Source organism: Sulfuricurvum sp. (assembly GCF_028681615.1).
In the GTDB taxonomy this organism is placed as follows: domain Bacteria; phylum Campylobacterota; class Campylobacteria; order Campylobacterales; family Sulfurimonadaceae; genus Sulfuricurvum.
In genome coordinates this window covers 174739-194939 of the sequence record NZ_JAQUHV010000004.1, presented here as the reverse complement: position 1 = coordinate 194939, position 20201 = coordinate 174739, and the positions used below count along the sequence as shown (strand labels likewise).

The following is a 20201-nucleotide window of genomic DNA, read 5'->3' as shown; positions in this document are numbered from 1 at the left end:
GTGGCTATAGAGAGGGGGAAACGCCCGGTCCCATTCCGAACCCGGAAGCTAAGACCCTCATCGCTCATAATACTGCATCTTTCAGGTGTGGGAACGTAGGTCGCCGCCTGGCCTCAGATTTACTCTTAATTAATTCCCTCTTCTCAATTAATACCTTCCTTTTTCAATCAACAAATCAATCGTTTACCACCCAACCAAAAACATTTTACTGATTTTTTTGACTTTTTTTAACATTCAAGCTACAATATATTATTTTATGTATAAAGGTTAAAAATGGTTAAAATAGTTGCACTTCTCTTTCTTTTGATCACACTAGCTTTTAGTGCGGTTAATATCAACAGAGCCAACGCAGCACAATTGCAAACTCTTAATGGGATAGGTCCTTCTAAAGCTCAGGAAATTATTAAATATCGAAAAGCCCACGGAGGCTTTAAAAGTGTGGATGAACTTGTGAATGTCAATGGTATTGGACCAAAAACAGTCCAAAAATTAAAGCCGCAAGTGACGATACGTTAAGGTATATAGATCTTATCGATCATTTCCGAGTATTCACTTGTCACATTGCTCTCAGCAGTGATGCCTCCACCGCTTTTATAGATGAGATTGCCGTTAATCTTTTCTATAAAACGAATTGCAACTGCGCTGTAGAGATTCTCACCATCGAAATATCCGAATACTCCGGTAAAATATCCACGATCATACCCTTCAATCTCTTTTATAATTTCTACCGTCTTACGTTTTGGTGTTCCGCTGATACTTCCTGCGGGCAATAGGTGTCGAAGCAATTCTCCTGCTTTTTCTTTCCAGTTTGTGTTCAATGTTCCGAATACATGTGAACTCACCTGATGCAATTTTTTGTTACCGGTATCAATCGTGGTTATAAAGCGGAAATTTTTAACTTTAATATCTTTTGCCACTATGCCCAAATCATTGCGCAGGAGATCGACGATCATGGTGTGTTCTGCCAGCTCTTTTGGATCATTTAGGATTGTATTTACGGCATCGGGAACGGATGCATCTATCGTCCCTTTCATAGGGTAAGTATGGATAGTATTCTCTTTAATCGTAATAAAGGGTTCAGGCGAGAAACAGACAAACTGATCTTTGACACGCATTTTATAGGGGGCATGTGCCATGGTATAGATTTGTTTTAGGGTGTAATCTGATTCTAGCGGTGTCGGTTGTGTCAAATTCAGGAGGTACGTATTTCCGTTACGAATATGGTTTTGTACAGTTTCGAATTTTTGACGGTAGTCTTCAAATGAAATAGGAGTGTGACGTGGTTTATGCGGTAAATTTGTATTGTCGATTTCACTGTTGAAGGCAAACTCAATATCTTCGCACTCAAGCTCTTCCAGTGTAAAACACTGGAGATGCCCTCCAGCGAAATCAGTATAAAAGAAACACTTCACTCCCGATGATACGAGTTCAGTGAAACGTTGATACATCAGGCTATAAGTGCTTTGAGAACTGCCATGCGGATTGCAACGCCGTTGCGTACCTGTTCCAATACTTTGCAGCGAGGGTCTTTGAGCATCATATCATCGATATCGATATTGCGATGCACCGGTCCTGGATGAAGGAGAATTACATCACGATCTCCGACCAGTTCTTGGGTAATGCAAAAGTCACTGGCATAATCTTTGAGTGAACCGTAGGTTTGATGTGAATGACGCTCAGTCTGGGTACGCAGACTCATAATGGCATCAACATTATCGATCACATCATGGAGATTATGAGTCATGGGAAGATGACTGTCCGGAAGGAAGTGGGGCGGCGCAACGAGGGTAATCTCCATGCCAAAACGGGTCAATAGCTCGATATTGCTGTTGGCTACACGGGAATTTTTGATATCCCCTACGATAGCGATTTTTTTCCCTTTTACATCACCAAAATGGCGGCGGAGGGTAAAGAGATCGAGGAGTGCTTGCGTCGGATGGGCATGGGCACCGTCACCGGCATTGATGATCGAAGCGTGAGTGTGTTCGGCAAGGATATTCGGAACACCTGCATGGGCATGACGAACGATCATCGCATGAGGCCCCATTGCATCAAGATTGGCTGCCGTATCGACGAGACTTTCCCCTTTTTGGGTAGAGCTTTTTTGAACATCGAGATGAACGACTTCGGCACCTAAACGTTTCGCCGCAATTTCAAAAGAGCTTTTGGTTCGGGTCGAGTTTTCAAAAAAGAGGGTAATGATAATCTTTTCTTTGAGGATTGGGTCAAATTGTCCCCCTAAATAGTGTTCCGCATCCTGTAGTACTTGAAGTATTTGTTCTGTTGTAAAATCGTCTGTACGGATAAGATGTTTCATAGTTTGTCCCCTCATATTTATGATGATATTGTATCTAAAAGTGCTTTGGCAATGGCATCAATATCTTTCTCGATTAGGAAGAGTGGATTAAAGCGATGGCTAAAATAAGGGAGTGAAACGGTTTCAAAACTTGTATCTTCAGATCGGCAATTCAGGCCCCATACATACGGTAATGCAGCATTTTCAAGTGCATTGATACTTAAAAGGGTGTCATTGATGCAGCCGAGATTGCAATGGGTCACTAAGAATGTTGCTGCATTGAAATGTCGGGGTAAATCGATCATCATGTTTTCGTCATCGATCGGAACCATTAATCCACCTGCTCCTTCGATAATGATAATATCGCACAACGCTTCGATTTTTGCTAGCGCTGTATCAAAGCGGCTTAAATCTATTTTTTCACCTTTATTGGCGACAAAAGGGGCAGCAGGCAGGGGAAATTGAAGGGTAACGATGTCGTCTATGGATAAAGAGGCCAATTCAGGATTAAAAGAGAGTGCGGTTTGAAAAAGGGCTTCTCCATCCGCCGGAAGAGTTGTAACACCGGTTTCAATCGGTTTGTAGACGCCAACACGCAGCCCCATACGGCTGAATGCTCCGATGAGAAGCTGTGATGTAAAAGTTTTTCCTATATTGGTGTTGGTTGCGGTTACGAAAATTCGTTTAGACAAGGAGAGAGCCTTTTTGGTTATAATTGTCCAATTTTAATATAGGTTTGATGATGAATCGCTTTGAAGAGTTTACAACACGTATAGTCCAGCAAGTCGGGAAAAAAGAGGGGCCGGTCAGTCCGGTCATGGTGAATTCGGCTTCTTTCGGATATGGCAGCAGCGAAACAGGCGAGGGGATATTTGACGGATCTGTGAAAAAACCGCTTTACGCACGTGTCGGTAATCCGACATCGGCTCAGCTGGAACAGATTTTAGCTTCTATGGATGGCGGAATCGGTGCAGTTGCAGCTTCTTCGGGTATGGGAGCCACGGCAATGGCAACGTTGAGTCTTTTGAGAGCCGGCGATGAAATTATCAGCATCGGCGGCCTTTTCGGAGGGACGTATTCGTATTTTACAGAGACGTTGGTGCGTTTTGGAATCACAACCCACTTTTTTGACGTGGATGCATTGGAAGCGATCGAAGAATCAATCAATACGGCTACCAAAATCATTTTTTTGGAGAGTGTCGGTAACCCGAATATGCGCCTTCCCGATATTTCAAAAATTGCTGAGATTGCCAATCGTTACGGGGTTGTTTTGATGGTGGATAATACGATTACTCCGCTGAGTGTTGCACCGATAGCCTTGGGGGCCGATATTGTTGTTTATTCAACGACTAAAATTATCACGGGAAATGCATCCGCACTGGGCGGTGCCGTGATTTTCCGCGCAATTGCCGAGGGTGAAGATAAGTTTAAAACGGAGCGTTATCGCGATGTTCATCCATTTATCAAAAAGATAGGGTCCATGGCATTGGTAGCCAATGCTAAAAAACGGGCATTACGTGATTTCGGAATGTCGGCAAACGGATTTGGAAGCTACCTGACGATGTTGGGATTAGAGACGTTGCCGTTACGTATGGATCGGATTGTTACAACGGTTGAAACGGTGGCTAAAGCTCTTATGGAAAAAGGATTCAGCATCAATCATCCGTGTTTGCCGCATCATCCCCATCATGAACGTTATCTAAGTCAGTTTTCAAACGGATGCGGAACGATTCTGACGATCGATATGGGAAGTAAAGAGAGAGCTTTTGATTTTTTAAATCGCTCTAAGCTGATGACTATCACGGCAAATATCGGTGATAGCCGCACATTGGGACTGCACATGGCATCAACGATTTATCGCGATTTTGATGAGGCGACACGTGAGTTTTTGGGGATCACACCCGGGCTTGTCCGTATTTCGATTGGCTTGGAAAGTGCTGAAGCGATTATTGCTGACTTTGTAAACGCGGCAAACCTTTAAAAAGATAAGGTATAGTTGCGTATGGCTACAAAACACGAACATTCGACACAGTTAGATCTTTTGGTGGAACATCCAAAACAGTATAATGTTTTTTTGCTCAATGACGACTACACGTCTATGGATTTTGTCGTTGAAATTTTGATGAAATTATTTCGGAAAAATTTTCAGGAAGCTCACGCTATCATGATTGAAGTACATCAAAAAGGGCGTGGCTTATGCGGAGTGTATCCGTTTGAAGTTGCCGAAACAAAGGTACATCAAGTGGGGACATTGGCTCGAGAAAACGGATTTCCCCTAAAAGCGATAATGGAGGAAGCATAACCATGGTAAGTACGGAACTGAATGCAATTTTTCAAAAAGCGATCGCATTTGCACGACATCAGCGTCATGAATATCTAACCATTGAACACGTTATGTTGGCACTTCTCAACTCACCCGACGGCGAGGCCATAATCAAATCATGCGGTGCGGATGTGGAGCATATACGTGAAGCGTTGGGCGCATATTTGATGCAAACGATGGAACCGCTGCCGGATGATGCGGAACAAGATCCTTTTGAGACAGTCGCATTGGCACGAATGATCGATGGAATGATGCATCATGTACGAAGTGCGCAAAAAGAGTATGCCGATGTAGGTGATCTCATCGCGGCGGTCTATGAAGAGCATCATACCTATGCGTGTATGTTACTTGAAGAGTATGGAATCAGTCGTGTCGATGTGCTTGAAGCAATCTCACATCGGGACATGGATGCGGCGCAAGATGAATCTCAAAATGAAGGTGCTCTCCAAAAGTACTCGATCAATTTGATCGTTCAAGCGCGTAAAGGTAAAATAGATCCGGTTATTGGACGGGTCAATGAGATCGAACGTGCCATTCAGACTTTGTGCCGCCGTAAAAAAAATAATCCTCTGTTAATCGGTGAACCCGGTGTAGGAAAAACGGCGATTGCCGAAGGGCTGGCATTGCGGATCCTCTCCGGTGATGTCCCTAAACTCTTGGAAAATGCCGAAATTTTTGCTCTCGATTTGGGTGCAATGCTAGCCGGAACCAAATACCGCGGAGATTTTGAAAAACGGCTCAAAGCGGTGATGGATGAGGCGGCCGAACATCCGAATGCTATTTTATTTATCGATGAAATTCACACGATTGTAGGAGCCGGAGCTGTCGGCGGCGGAAGTATGGATGCCTCTAATCAGCTCAAGCCGGCTCTTGCTTCGGGCGTTTTGAAATGTATGGGGGCAACAACCCATGCGGAGTACCGAAGCGTTTTTGAAAAAGATCGTGCCCTTAGCCGCCGTTTTGCCCGTATCGAAGTGGGTGAACCTTCGGATGAAGAGAGTTTTTTAATCCTCAAAGGGCTTCGAGAACGGTATGAAAAACATCACGGAGTCAAATATACCGACAAAGCGCTTCGTTCTGCGGTTGAGCTCTCCAAAAAATACATTACCGACCGTTTTTTGCCGGATGTTGCGATTGATTTGATTGATGAAGCAGGCGCATCGTTTCATCTTAAAACCCATAAACGGATTACGATTACCCCGCACGATATTGAAGCGATTATCTCGAAAATGACGGGAGTGCCTACGTCGAAAATGGGAACGGACGTACGCGAAAAACTCTCTTCGCTGGAATCGGATTTGAAAGCACTTGTTATCGGACAGGATCATGCCGTTACCCAAGTGGTCAAGTCGATTAAACGTTCCTATGCCGGTTTGAGTGCTGAACATAAGCCGATTGCATCCTTTCTCTTTTCCGGTCCAACGGGTGTAGGGAAAACAGAATTAGCAAAATCATTGGCGCAGACATTGGGAATTTATTTCGAGCGGTTCGATATGTCCGAATACATGGAAAAACACGCTATTAGCCGTCTTATCGGGGCACCTCCGGGATATGTAGGATTTGAGCAGGGGGGATTGCTGGTCGAAACGGTTCGGAAACACCCTTATATGGTGTTACTGCTTGATGAAATTGAAAAAGCGCATCCCGATTTGATCAATGTTCTTTTACAGGTAATGGACAGTGCGACACTCACCGACAACACAGGATTTAAAGCCAATTTTTCGAATGTCGTATTGGTGATGACTTCAAATATCGGAGCTACAGAGCGGAATGTGATGGGATTCAATGCAGACAGTTCAATTTCGCGGCATGAAGCGTTAAAATCATTCTTTACTCCGGAGTTTCGTAATCGGCTCGACGGAGTCGTTGAGTTTGCGGCATTACCGATGAATGTTGTAGAGGGGATTGTTGATAAGTTCATTCGCGAGCTCAATGTACAGCTTAAACCTAAAAAAGTGAGTGTGGCTCTTAGTGATACAGCAAAAGCGTATATTGCTAAAATCGGTTATGACAAAGCGATGGGGGCTCGTCCTCTAGGGCGCGTTATCTCTGAGAAAATCAAAGATTCATTGGTAGATGAGATGCTCTTCGGTCGTTTGGTGCACGGAGGAAAAGTTTTTGTCGATTACACGGATCACCTTGTTTTTGAATATGCTGAATGATTCCAAAACTCACCTATCACCTCTCATTTCCTAATCCTGCAGATGCATCCAAAGAGGGAATCGTAGCCTATGGCGGCGATCTCTCACCTTCACGCTTAATGATGGCGTACCGTTTGGGCATATTCCCTTGGTACAGCAAGGGAGACCCTATCCTCTGGTGGTCACCCGATCCTAGACTCATATTGGAGCTGGATGAATTTAAAATAAGCCGCTCTTTACGTAAAAAAATACCACAGTTTGAAGTCCGGTTTGATTCGGCTTTTTCTCAGGTCATACGAGAATGCAGTGCAGCGCCTCGACGCGGGCAGAAGGGGAGTTGGATTTTGCCTGAGATGATAGAAGCCTATGAAACGCTTCACGCACTTGGGTATGCACACAGTGTCGAAGCATATCAAAACGGTAATTTAGTCGGTGGATTGTATGGTGTGAGTGTGGGAAGGGTATTTTGCGGTGAATCGATGTTTGCCAAAGTATCCGATGCTTCCAAAGTCGCTTTTGCCGTACTGATTGAACATTTGAGCAGTTGGGGGTACTCTTTTATCGATTGTCAGGTTCCGACGAATCATCTCAAAAGTTTGGGTGCAAAAGAAGTCTCAAGAGAGACTTTTTTGGAGCATCTTAAAACAGTGGCAGAACAAATTGATGCCGATCGTTGGAATGTGAGAGACGTTTAAGGTTTTTTTACTTATACTCTTCGTTAATTCTTATGAAAAAGGGGTCTATATGAAAAAAGTTTTAATCAGCATCGCAGCAATCGCGGCACTTAGTACGGCAGGTTTTGCAACAGTTAACAGTCAAACGGGGTGTGGTCTTGGATCACAAATTATCCATGATGACAGTTCCGCGGTTATGTTGGCACTTCAGGCAACAACGAATGGAACACTTGGTAACCAAACGTTTGGCGTTACATCCGGAACATCAGGATGTAAAAAATCAAAATTAGTCTTGAATGAACGTGCGGCTGAGTTTGTTGCATCCAACATGGATCAACTCTCTCGTGAGATTGCTATCGGACACGGTGAAAGTGTTTCGACTTTGGCAGAGCTTTTGAATGTTCAGGACAAAGCGGCATTTGCATCGGCTCTTCAAGCAAACTACAACGCGATTTATAGCAGTGATAAAGCGGATATGGCAACCGTATTGGATAACGTTTCAACCATTGCCGGGTAATAATAGGTATCTTTAAATGTGTATTTCCGCTTTTGCGGGAATACTGAATCTGAGGTTTTTTTGCCGTTTCTTTTTTTATTATGCGCACTGACTTTATCGCTCTTCGCAAGTACGACCGATGAACTGATTGCGCAAGCTCATACAAAACATCTGTCCGATACCCGTTATTGGCATCTTTTGATGCACACTCCTCATAATGAAAGTGAAATCGATGATCCGGCTTTCTTTTTAGCTCCAAACGGTAAAACGGATATTTCGAGTGAATTAGATGAGACAATCAAGCATTTTACGCGTGATTTGAATCAAAGTGACGGAAGTGTTTTTTGCCGATTTCCCGCTCGCCGTGCATGGTTGGAAAGTGAGCTGAATACCTCATTCGGTGAGGGTGAATGCAACGAATATAATGCACTTGTTACGAAGATGGATCCCCAGAAAGTGACGCTTGTTTTTCCGAGTGCCCATATTAACTCTCCTGCATCGATGTTCGGGCATACGTTTTTACGGATTGATTCGTCGATGGATTCGAAGCTAATGTCATATGCGATCAATTATGCAGCTTTTACAGATGATACGAATGGGCTGTTATTTGCCTATAAAGGACTATTTGGAGGATACCATGGATTTTATTCGATGCTTCCTTATTATGAAAAACTTAAAGAATATCGCGATAGTGAATCTCGAGATGTATGGGAATATGACCTAAATCTTACCCATGATGAGGTTATGGCCATGGTCCGTCATATCTGGGAATTGCAGCATATTAATTCCTGGTACTATTTTTTTGATGAAAATTGCTCTTATCATATGCTTTGGTTGACCGAAATTGCGAGACCGAGTGTCCATCTGCGCGATCATTTTTTCTATTATGTTATACCTCCTGAAACGGTTCGTGCATTTGAAGATGAAGCTTTGGTCGGAGAAAAACATTTCCGCCCTTCCAAACGGACAAAACTTTTGGCATATGAGCGCCAACTAAGCCCTCAGGGCATCGATGCGGTTCGATTCCTCACAATCGGCACAATGCATGGCACTGATTTAAAAGCGGTCGAGCTGAGTGAACAAGAACGCCGTTTCATCCTTGAAGCTTCTGCTGAACTTGTGGAGTACAACTATATCGAAGGGAAAATGACCAAAGATGAGTATTCCGCACGGTATCACGAGCTTCTTGTAGCGCGTGCGGCGTTGGGAACGGGTAATGAATTACCGATACAGAGTAAATCCAATCCCGATACGGCGCATCATTCCGCTCGGGTAGAGGTGGCACAAGGGTGGTTCGAGCATCGGTCTCCTGTACTTATCGGATGGCGTCCGGCCTTTCATGATCTTTTTGAAGATGATACGGGCCACCTTGCGGGAGCGCAGATTGAATTTTTAGATACATTGATCGGGATCGATAAAGATAAAGTGAATCTGGAAAAACTGACGGTTCTTTCGTTAGCTTCTATCTCTCCGGTCAGTCATTTTTTCAGACCGTTTTCATGGCGGATGAAAAGCGGATGGGATCGTGACTATGGAGATGATCAGCTTAGTTTTGTAACCCGTGTAGGAGCAGGGGCTGCAATAGGAAATGATCAGTTCTTCGGTTATCTTTTGAGTGAACCGGAGGTAAGGCTCGGCTTTAATGCGGATGCAGGCCTCGGGTTTAGTGCCGGTGCAGGGATGAATTGGGGATATCGGATGAAAAGCAGTGTTGAAGCAGGCCATATTTTGTATCTCGATGGAGCGGACCGAAGCCGTATACTGATGTCTCATCTTTGGCAGTGGAATACGATGGGAGCAATTGTTTTTAACTATGAAGTCTTCAATCAATATCATCGTGAGGATCGATATAAACTTGGTGTTAACATCTATTTTTAATTATTTTTCGGCATAATAGTTTACCTTTTTGTTACGGAGTTATTATGTACCTTGCGGAAGCCCGCTTTGCCCTTTGGGCTGATTTTATTGAACGGACCTATTTAGATGAAGGCTTTAAAGAATTAATCGCCAAAGGGATTATCAACGGAGCCACATCGAACCCGGCAATATTCAAAAATGCGATTCTCACATCTTCAGCGTATAAAGAGCAACTTTCGACACTTGGTTCCATCTCACCAAAAGAAAAATATGAAGCATTAGCTATTTATGATATCCAAAAAGCCGCCGATATTTTACGCCCGTTATACGATGCCGGAGATGATGGATACGTCAGTATCGAGGTCGACCCGTTTTTGTGTGATGATGCGAGAGCGACGATTGCAGAGGGAGTACGTCTTCATCAGAGTATCAACCGTCCGAATGTGATGATCAAAGTACCTGCTACAGAGGCCGGATATTTGGCTATGGAAGCCTTGGCATCGAAAGGAATCGCTGTTAATGCAACATTGATTTTCTCTGTTGAACAAGCACTGAAATGCGCAGCCGCATTTGAGAGAGCATCTCAGAAAGCAAGTGTCGATACGGTCATTAGTGTTTTTGTCAGCCGCATTGATCGTGCCATTGATGAAACGCTTCGGGCTGCCGGAGTTCGTACCGGGTTGATGGGTATTTTTAATGCGGCAGAAATTTACAACCGTGTAGAAGCTATGAAGGTTCCTAGATGCCGTGTATTGTTCGCCAGTACAGGAGTAAAAGGGGATGAGTTTAGAGCTTCCTACTATATCGATGAACTTTTAGCGCCGAACAGTGTGAATACCGCCCCTATTGCTACGATTGACGCTTATGTTCAAGGCGGAGACAGAACGGTGAAACTCCCTCTATCAATGGAAGTTATTCGTGAACATCAGCATCGTGTTAAAGAGGCGGGCATTGTAATGGAAACGATTATTGAACAGCAGATTGTCGAAGGGCTTGAAGCGTTTAAAATTGCCTTTAGTGAAATCTTGAGTGAATTGGAGTAAAACATGAATGAAAATATTCGGCAAAGTGTCCATCAACCTGATTTAGGGGAACTGAATTTTGAGGTTTTGAAAAAAATCCGTGGCTATTTGCGTCGTATGGTCGATGCAGGTGGTAGTGACTTGCATATTAAAGCCAATGCCGTAGTACGTGCCCGTATTAACGGAGAGATTATTCCTCTTTCTGGAGAGATTTTTTCGAAAGAGGATGCACTGACATTTGCTAAAGAACTGCTTCGTACCCGTTTCCCTGAGTTGGTCGAGAAAAAAGAGCTTGACCTTGTTTATCCGTTCGATGAACATACCCGTTTTCGTATCAATATCTTTTTCCAAATGGAGGGGATTTCCGCTGTTTTTCGTCTCATTCCGGTCAAAATTTTGACGGTAGATGAGTTAGAGTTACCAAGTGTAGTACACAGTTTTGCGGAAATGGAGCGGGGATTGGTTTTGGTTACCGGAGTAACCGGAAGCGGAAAATCGACAACGCTTGCCGCTCTTATCAATGAAATCAATTGGAAACGGCGTAAGCATATTATTACGATTGAAGACCCGATTGAATTTGTCCATAAGGACCGTAAATGCATTGTCAATCAACGAAGTATCGGCCAAGATACCCATAGTTTCGGCTCTGCTCTGCGTGCCGCTCTGCGTGAAGACCCGGATATTATCCTTGTTGGGGAGATGAGGGATATGGAGACGATTGAAATTGCACTTCATGCGGCTGATACCGGGCATTTGGTTTTTTCGACACTGCATACCTTGGATGCTAAAGAGACAGTAAACCGTATTATCTCGGTCTTTCCGACGGCAGAACAAAATCGTGTCCGTATGACGCTTGCCTCTGTATTAAAAGGGGTTATTTCTCAACGGCTCATTCCGACTGTGGACGGAAAACGTACGGCAGCACTGGAAATTTTGATTCGGACACCCCGTATTGAGCAGTTGATTGCTGAAAATCGCGATATCGAAATTCCGGATACAATTGCCGAGGGGAAAGAGTTGTACAAATCCCAAACGTTTGATCAAGGAATTTTAGATTTGTATCTTTCCGGGAAAATCAGTCGGGAAGATGCCTTGGCATATGCGACATCCGCATCGGATTTAAGACTTCGCATGGAAGGATTGAGTACTACGGTTTCTAAAGAAAAGCTGGGGGTAGATGACGGTCCGAAAGAGTTTAAAACAGAAGAGTATATCGGATTAAAAACATAAAGCAATTTAGGATATTTTAAATTAATTTTAAGTATAATCCCTCCCATTTTATTTTTGAAGGACATGATTATGTTAGAAGGCATTGTAAGAGAGAGTATTGGCAAAGCTGCTACAAAAGCATATCGCCGTGATGGTTATCTTATTGCTAACATCTATGGAAAAGGGCTTGAAAACGTTCACGCCGCGTTCAAAATGAACGACTTTATCCGTACGGTGCGCAACAAAGAAACCGTGGCATTTGCTGCAAACGTTGGCGGGAAAGAGATGAACCTTGTAGTTCAAGGATATGAGTCTCATCCGGTATCGGGCAATTTGTTACACGTTGATTTGATGGTTGCACAACCGGGTGTTGTTACACACTACCATGTTCCGGTTAAAACAGTAGGTACTCCGATCGGTTTAAAAAACAAAGGGATGTTATTCATCGCGAAAAAACGTCTTCGTGTTAAAACAACAATCGAAAGTTTACCAGCTAACGTTACCGTTGATGTTGCTGCGCTTGATTTAGGTGATTCGGTATTGGTTCGTGATCTTCCACGTGTTGAGAACGTAACGTTTACTGATTCCGATCGTGTATCGGTTCTTAGTATCATTAAAGCGAAATAATTATGCTTATCGTCGGACTGGGCAATCCCGGCTCGGCGTATGCATCGACCCGTCATAATATCGGGTTTATGGTTATTGACGAACTTTGCCGCCGCCATAGTGTGCAAAATGTTTCAAAGAGCTCCTTTGAAGGGGAGTTGTTTAAAATGGGATTGCACTTTCTTCTCAAGCCTACGACGTATATGAATCTCTCCGGGCGTTCTATTCTAGCCGTTAAAAATTTTTATAAAATTGATGAGGTCATCGTCATCCACGATGATTTGGACCTCCCGTTCGGTGCATTGCGCTTTAAACAAGGCGGCGGTCATGGCGGTCACAACGGGCTAAAATCGGCCGACGCCGCTATCGGTGCCGATTATATCCGTGTTCGGATGGGGATCGGAAAACCTGAACACAAATCACAGGTTGCCGATTATGTATTGCATCCGTTTAGTGCGGAGGAGCAATCCAAACTCGCAAGTTGGATTGGAGCGTCCGCGGATGCCGTTGAGATGCTGCTCAAGCACAGTTGCAGTGATGTAGCCGCAAAATGTTCGAGTAAGGGTTTTTAGGATGCTTGCTTTTACGACGCTTTCATCTTTGTATCTACGCTATTTCTTGATTGTCTTGACGGCGCTCAGCAGTTTTATGGTCGGATTCGATTTAATGGATAATGCTTCCGGTCTGCCGGCATCCGCAAATCTTGTTTTGATTTACATAATGTACAAATTTTTTTATGCGATCGATATGATGCTGCCGATTTCATTGGTATTTGCAATGATTGCCTCACTGGTCGAATTGGTTCGTTCCAATGCGCTGGCGGCTTATTATGCAATCGGGTATTCCAAAGCTCGAATTTTAGCCCCTTTTCTGAGTGTGGCAGGGGGATTGATCGGAATTTATATTGCTTTGCATACGACCAATTTCGCACGGGCCAACGAATTTTCGGATAATCTTAGAGAAACGTCCGAATTTATCCGTCCGACAAGCAATCTTTTTTTTACCCATGAGGGAAATTACATCTATTTCGGCAATCTGTACCCACTTAGCAAAAGGGCAGAAGATATCCGTATTTTCACATTTGATCAGGGGCATTTAAAAGAGGCACTGAGCGCAACGGAAGCGGTATATGACAACGGATATTGGAATATTAAAAAGGCCCATTTGATTCACCCTCCGCAAACGGTTGATCTCAAAGCGATCGGAATCGTGAGTGAAGATCGTGAAAATATGAAAGTTCTTCGTGATTTTAAGCCTAAAATCCTGGATCAGGTTTATGAGGGGAAAGCGAATTTTACGATCGGTGACGGCTTGGAAGCATTGAGTCTTTTAAAAAACCAAAATGTTGAGATCGCAAAAATTACGAGCGGAATGTATCGTATGTTTATCACCCCTTGGTTTGCCCTAATCCTCATCGTGATCTGTTTCTCATATACTCCTGTAAGTGCCCGATTTTTAAATCTTTCTTTTTTTAGTTTCGGAGCAATTTTGGTGACATTGATGGTTTGGGGATTGCTCTTTATGATGGGCGAACTTTCAAATAACAAAACACTTTCCCCTGAAATAGGGGTAATCGCACCTATTATCGCCCTTAGCAGCGTGATGTTTTGGCGACTTGGAAATCCCCTAAGGAGAGTTAGGGTAAAATCGCGACAAAACTAATCAATGAGGATTAAGGGTGATCGATTTTAAAGCTCTGGCACAAACCTACGGAACACCATTGTATGTGTACGATTTTGATGCGATGAAAACGCAATTTGAATCTTTGAAAGAGGCGTTTCGCGGGCGTAAATCGATTTTGGCATATGCAGTTAAAGCCAATTCCAATCTCAGTGTTGTCAAGCATTTTGCACAGTTAGGTTCCGGTGCGGACTGTGTCTCTATCGGGGAAGTCCGCCGCGCTTTGATGGCCGGAATTCCAAAATACCGCGTTATTTTCAGCGGTGTCGGCAAACGGGATGACGAGATCCGTGAAGCGATCGAATCCGACATCCTATACATCAATGTTGAGAGCGAAGCCGAGCTTGGACGGGTTGAAATGATTGCTCGTGAGTTGAATACCAAAGCACGTATCAGTATCCGTGTTAATCCGAATATCGATCCTAAAACCCATCCGTATATTTCCACCGGACTGCATGATAATAAATTCGGTGTAGAGATTGTTGCTGCGAAACGGATGTACATTCAGGCAAAAAATTCGGATCATCTTGATCCGGTCGGGATCCATTTTCATATCGGAAGCCAGTTGACTGAATTGGAACCGATTTATGAAGCAGCGGTCATTGTCGCCGATTTGCTTCGATCGCTTCAAGCGATCGATATCGAGTTGAAATTTTTTGATATCGGCGGAGGATTGGGCGTCCGTTACGATAATGAGACGACGATTGAACCGTATGATTATGCGCAAGCGATTCTCTCCGCACTCAAAGGGATCGATGTCACAATCATTTGTGAACCGGGACGCTTCTTGACGGCGAATGCCGGATATTTTTTGACAAAAGTATTGTATGAAAAAAACAACGGAGCCAAACGTTTCGTCATGGTTGACGGAGCGATGAACGATTTGATCCGTCCGAGCCTGTATAAAGCGTACCACCGCATTGAAGCACTGGATAAAACGGGTGAAGAGAGTGCGGCGGATGTGGTTGGGCCGGTGTGTGAAAGCGGTGACTTTTTAGCTAAAAACTACCCGCTTCCGCCGATGGAACATAATGATTTACTGATCGTGCATAGTGCCGGAGCTTACGGTTTCGGAATGGGAAGCAACTATAACACCCGCGGACGTTCTGCCGAGATCGCCATTGAGGCGGGACAAGACCGGCTTATTCGACGCCGTGAAAATTTTGAGGATGTGATCGCTCTAGAGCGTGAATATCTGTAGGAAGTATGATGTATTTTATCGATGTACAAGGGACATTAATCGAAGACAATACCAAGCTTCCCACACGAGGTGCGGTTGCTTTTATTGATTTCCTGAATACTCATAAAATACCGTATATGGTTATTACCAACAGTACCAAAAACCCGAGCAGCGAATTTTTAGGGTATTTAAACTCTATAGGACTCAAGATCCCGAGCGAACATTACCTTGATCCGTTAATGATGCTTGAGAGTCACATCGACAAAAGCAAAAAGATTGCTGCATACGGCTCGAAACCTTTCTTAGAAGTATTACATTCCATGGGATACAGTCTCGATTATACGAATCCGGATGTCGTACTAATCGCGATTAAAGAGGACTTTTCACCGGATGAATATGCTGCGATGATTGAGTTTCTCCTTGGCGGAGCGGAGCTCGTGGGTATGCATGAAACGACGCTGTATGTCAAAAACCATAAACGCTATCCGGGAGTCGGGGCTATTTTGAAAATGCTTGAATTTGCGACGTCAACTCCGTATATTGTTGTCGGCAAGCCGAGTATTTCATTTTTTAATGAGGCATTGCGGCGTTTAACGGCTCAAAAAGCGGGAGCTGATTTTTGTGACATTACCATCATCAGTGATGACGTCAAAGGGGATCTCATCGGAGCGCAATCACTGGGGATGAAAGGGGTATTTGTCCTCAGCGGAAAATACCGATCGGCTGAAGAAATTATCCCGTCTTTGGAACTTTCTCAGCGTCCGGCAGAGATTTACGCGGATATGCAGGGAATATTGGAGAGTCTATGAATACTTTAGAAGAGTGCAGAGCACGTATCGACGAAATCGATAATGAAGTTGTAACACTGTTAAATCGCCGTATGGAAGTAGTCCGTCGTGTCGGTGAAATCAAACATGAAAGCAAGACGGCAGTTTACCGTCCGGAGCGTGAAAAAGCGATTATTGACCGTTTGACGCTATTGAGCAAACAATCAGGCGGATTGCTGAATGCTCAGGCGATTGAAGCGGTTTTTCTGGAAATCTTTGCCGTGGCCCGTAATCTTGAACTTCCTGAACGCATTGCGTATCTCGGACCTGAAGGGAGTTTTACCCATCAGGCGGCAGAATCGCGTTTCGGTGCAATGAGCGATTATCTTTCACTCGGTTCGATTGAAGCGGTATTCAAAACACTTGAAGCAGGTCGTGCAAAATTCGGTGTCGTTCCGATCGAAAATTCACGCGACGGCGTTGTGGGTGAAACCCTCGATCTGCTCGGTAAAAGCAGTATGAAAATCGTAGCGGAATTGTATATGCCGATCCATATGGCCTTTGCAACAAAATCGGAAAAAATTCAGGACATCAAACGGATATATTCGAAAGATAAAGGATTTGGTCAGTGTCGGGAGTTTTTGCAAGAGCATGGACTTGAGAGCATAGAACACATACCGGTTGAATCAACGGCGAAAGCGGCTATTTTGGCTTCCAAAGATCCTCAGGCTGCGGCTATATGTTCGCATATTGCCGCAAAGCTGTACGGTGTCCCGACCCTGTTTGAAAATATCGAAGATGCCCATAATAATGCGACACGCTTTTTCATTTTGAGTGATTTTAAAAACGGTATCAGCGATGATGATAAGACATCGATCCTCGTACGTTTGAAAGATGCACAAAAAGCTGGAGCGTTAGTCCATTTCCTGGAAGATTTCAATAATGCCAATATCAATTTGAGTAAAATTGAGAGTCGTCCTTCACGGGATAATGACGGCTTCGGTTATTGGTTCTTCATCGACTTTTTCGGCCATATCGATGAGCCTCAAGTTCAAGAATTAATCCAAAAACATACAGAAGAAGTAACATGGTTAGGCAGCTATGTTAAGGGAGAGTTATGAAATTTAACAGTGCATTAGAAAATATCAAATCGTATGAGGCGGGGAAACCAATCGAATTAGTGGTTCGGGAATACGGAATTACCAAGGAAGATATTGTTAAATTGGCAAGTAATGAAAATCCGTTCGGATGTTCACCGAAAGTCAAAGATGCAGTACGTGCTATTATCGATAACATGGCCCTGTACCCGGATGATTCGATGGTAAAACTCAAAACGGCTTTATCCGATAAATACGGTATTAAAGACAATGAATTGGTTATCGGCGCGGGCAGTGATCAGGTGATCGAATTTGCGATCCATGCCAAAGCTCATGCCGGAAGCAAAGTACTGATGAACAGCGTGACCTTTGCGATGTATGAGATTTACGCCAAACAAGTCGGAGCACAGATAATCCGTACTGCATCACGCGAGCACAAGATGAAAGAATTTTATGCCCTCTATCAAGAACATAAGCCATCCATCATTTTCCTTTGTACCCCTAATAACCCGACGGGAGATGGGCTTAAAGCGGAAGAAATGATTTCGTTCATTGAAAAAGTAGACAGTGATACTTTGGTGATTGTGGATGGTGCATACATGGAGTATGCCCGTTTTAAAAATCCGGCATATGCGGTAGAACCGCGCGATTTGATCGAAAAATTTGATAACGTCCTCTTTTTGGGGACGTTTTCCAAAGCATACGGTTTGGGAGGGATGCGTGTCGGATACGGAATCGCTCAGGCACCTATCATTGAAACACTCTATAAAGTTCGTCCGCCGTTTAATATAACGACGCTTTCTCTGGAAGCGGCATCGGTTGCTCTGGAAGATGAGGCTTTTGTTCAAGCATGTATCGCCGATAATTTTGAGCAAATGAAACGTTATGAGGAGTTTGCACGTATCAAGGGGATCGATGTGATTGATAGTTATACCAATTTCGTCACTTTATCGCTTCCTGAAGAAAAAAATTCATCAAAAATTGCGCAAGAACTCTTAAAAAAGGGTATGATTGTACGTGATTTAAGCAGTTACGGATTGAATGCGATTCGCGTTACAATCGGAACATCGATTCAAAATGATCGATTTTTTGAACTCACCGATCCTTTATTATAAAAATAGGTAACAATGGATTTTAAGGCCCTTTTCTCGCAACTTGTTGTTTTTTTCGGAAAGCTTAATCAAGCACAAAAAACTATTATCGGTGCGGCAGTTGCAGGAATAGTGGCATTTTTAGTCTTTTTGGTCGTATACACCTCCGATGGTGGAAGCGGCGAGAACGGAGGCTATCAAGTCCTCTTCGATTCATTAAGCTCTCAAGATGCTGCACAAGTGGTGCAACAACTCGAAAAAGATAAAATCCCCTATAAAATCCCCCGTGAAAATGTCATAGAAGTCCCAAAAGACGTTGTATACAAGGAACGTATTACGATTGCTTCTATGGGGATTCCAAAAGAGGGGCATGTCGGTTTTGAGCTTTTTGACAAACAAGAGTTCGGTGCGACCAATTTTGACCAAGAGGTGAAATTTCGACGTGCGTTGGAAGGTGAACTTGCCCGTTCGATTGATTCATTGGCACCGGTTGAAAAATCGAGTGTCTCTCTTGCCTTGCCGAAAGAGACCCTTTTCGTATCGGAAGCCGTTCCCCCATCAGCATCCGTTATGGTCCAGCTGAAAGCAGATCAAAAACTTTTACCGAAGCAAATCCGCGGGATTAAAAAGCTAGTCGCTTCGGCAGTTCCGAAACTGACTCCTGAGAATGTCGCTTTGATCGATTCGGACGGAGAGACACTTGGAGATGATGATGCGGCATCGGCTATGGGCGAACTCTCTTCCATGCAGCAGCAGTTTAAAACCAAAGAAGAGAAAAAACAGGAAGAAAAAATTCTGAATGTTCTCGCTCCGTTTATCGGAGGAAAAGATCGTATTGTTGCAAAGGTAACGATTGAATACGATTTTTCAGAGCAAAGTTCTACATCCGAAAAATTTGATCCGGACAGCGTCGTCCGCAGTGAACAAACCAGTGAAGAGAAACGTGACGGAGGAACTCCCGCTTCCGCCCAAGTCGGAGGAGTTCCGGGAGCTGTAAGCAACATCGGACCGGTTCAAGGGTTGGGTGGAAACGCAACCGGTGAAAAATACGAAAAAACAACCGGAACTACCAATTATGAAATTTCAAAAACGGTTTCAACAACAAAAATGGAGTTCGCCCGTATCAAACGGATGACGGCTGCCGTTGCGGTAGATGGAAAATACGAGGCTAAAAAAGGATCAGACGGACAGCCGACGGAAGAGAAAGAATATATCCCTTTGGATGAAACGCAGCTCCAGGCGATCGATGCATTGGTAAAACAATCGATTGGTGTAGATGAAAAACGGGGAGATGTCGTTACTGTACGTAATTTTGAATTCCAGACAACGAAAGAGGGGGAATCTAAAACTCCTGTAACTAAGACAACGGCATTTATTGATACGTATTTGGCACCATTCTCAACCTTATTCAAATATTTGTTTGTTGCCGTGATTTTGTTTATCGCGTACAAAAAAATCATTATTCCGTTCGCAGAACGTATGCTTGAATTCAGCCGTGATGAAGAGGAATTTGAAAAACCGAATCTGGAAATCGCAGACGATGAGGATGAAGACTTGGTAGAAAAAGTTCAGCAAATGCGTAAAAAAGTGGAAAGTCAGCTTGGACTTGGGGAAAGTTTCAACGAAGATGAGCTTAAATACGATGTATTACTTGAAAAAGTACGTGAAATTGCGGAAGAACATCCGGAAGAAATTGCCTCGCTTATTCAGACGCTAATTGATGAAGAATCAATTCCCAGCGACATGAATAAGCGATAGGAGG

20 protein-coding genes and 1 rRNA gene are annotated in these 20201 nt (G+C 43.8%); 18 read left to right on the top strand and 3 right to left on the bottom strand.

The window, feature by feature from the left end; genetic code table 11:
* Together rrf and PHE37_RS07000 are read left to right on the top strand one after the other, a co-directional pair.
* A 5S ribosomal RNA gene (rrf, locus tag PHE37_RS07005) occupies window positions 1-112 on the top strand; the annotation flags it as partial.
* A gap of 161 nt (window positions 113-273) precedes the next feature.
* Window positions 274-516, top strand: a complete 243-nt coding sequence (locus PHE37_RS07000; protein ID WP_299994280.1) for a helix-hairpin-helix domain-containing protein — start codon at window positions 274-276, stop codon at window positions 514-516.
* Here the strand turns inward: PHE37_RS07000 and PHE37_RS06995 are convergent.
* The 3 genes from PHE37_RS06995 to bioD are packed head-to-tail and all read right to left on the bottom strand — an operon-like array spanning window position 513 to window position 2988.
* Entirely contained in the window at window positions 513-1448 is a 936-nt protein-coding gene (locus PHE37_RS06995) for an aminodeoxychorismate synthase component I (protein WP_299994278.1), read from the bottom strand. The genes PHE37_RS07000 and PHE37_RS06995 overlap by 4 nt on opposite strands.
* Complete coding sequence (locus PHE37_RS06990) at window positions 1448-2317, bottom strand: aspartate carbamoyltransferase catalytic subunit (protein WP_299994276.1); 870 nt, start codon at window positions 2315-2317, stop codon at window positions 1448-1450. Before PHE37_RS06990 ends, PHE37_RS06995 begins: the two co-directional genes overlap by 1 nt.
* Before the next feature lie 17 nt (window positions 2318-2334).
* Complete coding sequence (bioD, locus tag PHE37_RS06985; RefSeq protein ID WP_299994274.1) at window positions 2335-2988, bottom strand: dethiobiotin synthase; 654 nt, start codon at window positions 2986-2988, stop codon at window positions 2335-2337.
* A gap of 50 nt (window positions 2989-3038) precedes the next feature.
* On the opposite strand from bioD, the gene PHE37_RS06980 reads away from it, so the two are divergent.
* The 16 genes from PHE37_RS06980 to fliF all read left to right on the top strand — a co-directional run bounded on the left by PHE37_RS06980 (window position 3039) and on the right by fliF (window position 20197).
* On the top strand, window positions 3039-4277 hold the full coding sequence (locus PHE37_RS06980) for an aminotransferase class I/II-fold pyridoxal phosphate-dependent enzyme (protein WP_299994273.1): 1239 nt from the start codon (window positions 3039-3041) through the stop codon (window positions 4275-4277).
* A 21-nt stretch (window positions 4278-4298) separates the two neighbouring features.
* The gene (locus PHE37_RS06975; RefSeq protein WP_299994271.1) at window positions 4299-4598 is read left to right on the top strand and encodes an ATP-dependent Clp protease adaptor ClpS; all 300 of its coding nucleotides are present in this window, start codon (window positions 4299-4301) and stop codon (window positions 4596-4598) included.
* Window positions 4599-4600: 2 nt separating this feature from the next.
* A complete protein-coding gene (gene clpA / locus PHE37_RS06970) occupies window positions 4601-6781 on the top strand; it encodes an ATP-dependent Clp protease ATP-binding subunit ClpA (protein WP_299994269.1) in 2181 nt (726 codons plus the stop codon).
* A complete protein-coding gene (aat, locus tag PHE37_RS06965) occupies window positions 6778-7455 on the top strand; it encodes a leucyl/phenylalanyl-tRNA--protein transferase (RefSeq protein WP_299994267.1) in 678 nt (225 codons plus the stop codon). The genes clpA and aat overlap by 4 nt, the downstream gene beginning before the upstream one ends.
* A gap of 49 nt (window positions 7456-7504) precedes the next feature.
* On the top strand, window positions 7505-7951 hold the full coding sequence (locus tag PHE37_RS06960) for a DUF3015 family protein (protein WP_299994266.1): 447 nt from the start codon (window positions 7505-7507) through the stop codon (window positions 7949-7951).
* A gap of 60 nt (window positions 7952-8011) precedes the next feature.
* Complete coding sequence (locus tag PHE37_RS06955; RefSeq protein ID WP_299994264.1) at window positions 8012-9808, top strand: DUF4105 domain-containing protein; 1797 nt, start codon at window positions 8012-8014, stop codon at window positions 9806-9808.
* Between the two features lie 44 nt (window positions 9809-9852).
* Window positions 9853-10830 carry a transaldolase gene (locus tag PHE37_RS06950; protein WP_299994262.1) on the top strand — a complete coding sequence of 326 codons (978 nt, stop codon included), beginning with the start codon at window positions 9853-9855 and terminating at the stop codon, window positions 10828-10830.
* A 3-nt stretch (window positions 10831-10833) separates the two neighbouring features.
* Entirely contained in the window at window positions 10834-12039 is a 1206-nt protein-coding gene (locus PHE37_RS06945; RefSeq protein WP_299994260.1) for a PilT/PilU family type 4a pilus ATPase, read from the top strand.
* A gap of 69 nt (window positions 12040-12108) precedes the next feature.
* The gene (locus PHE37_RS06940; protein ID WP_299994258.1) at window positions 12109-12645 is read left to right on the top strand and encodes a 50S ribosomal protein L25/general stress protein Ctc; all 537 of its coding nucleotides are present in this window, start codon (window positions 12109-12111) and stop codon (window positions 12643-12645) included.
* A gap of 2 nt (window positions 12646-12647) precedes the next feature.
* Window positions 12648-13196 (top strand): aminoacyl-tRNA hydrolase, encoded by a 549-nt coding sequence (gene pth / locus PHE37_RS06935; RefSeq protein ID WP_299994256.1) that lies wholly within the window; start codon window positions 12648-12650, stop codon window positions 13194-13196.
* A gap of 1 nt (window position 13197) precedes the next feature.
* Window positions 13198-14286: an LptF/LptG family permease gene (locus PHE37_RS06930; protein ID WP_299994255.1), complete on the top strand. Its 1089-nt coding sequence runs from the start codon at window positions 13198-13200 to the stop codon at window positions 14284-14286.
* A gap of 16 nt (window positions 14287-14302) precedes the next feature.
* Window positions 14303-15505, top strand: coding sequence for a diaminopimelate decarboxylase (lysA, locus tag PHE37_RS06925; protein ID WP_299994253.1), 1203 nt, complete (start codon window positions 14303-14305; stop codon window positions 15503-15505).
* Window positions 15506-15513: 8 nt separating this feature from the next.
* Window positions 15514-16293: an HAD-IIA family hydrolase gene (locus PHE37_RS06920; RefSeq protein ID WP_299994251.1), complete on the top strand. Its 780-nt coding sequence runs from the start codon at window positions 15514-15516 to the stop codon at window positions 16291-16293.
* Complete coding sequence (pheA, locus tag PHE37_RS06915; protein ID WP_299994248.1) at window positions 16290-17372, top strand: prephenate dehydratase; 1083 nt, start codon at window positions 16290-16292, stop codon at window positions 17370-17372. The genes PHE37_RS06920 and pheA overlap by 4 nt, the downstream gene beginning before the upstream one ends.
* A complete protein-coding gene (gene hisC, locus PHE37_RS06910; protein WP_299994246.1) occupies window positions 17369-18463 on the top strand; it encodes a histidinol-phosphate transaminase in 1095 nt (364 codons plus the stop codon). The genes pheA and hisC overlap by 4 nt, the downstream gene beginning before the upstream one ends.
* Before the next feature lie 12 nt (window positions 18464-18475).
* Entirely contained in the window at window positions 18476-20197 is a 1722-nt protein-coding gene (fliF, locus tag PHE37_RS06905) for a flagellar basal-body MS-ring/collar protein FliF (RefSeq protein WP_299994245.1), read from the top strand.
* Window positions 20198-20201: the final 4 nt, after the last annotated feature.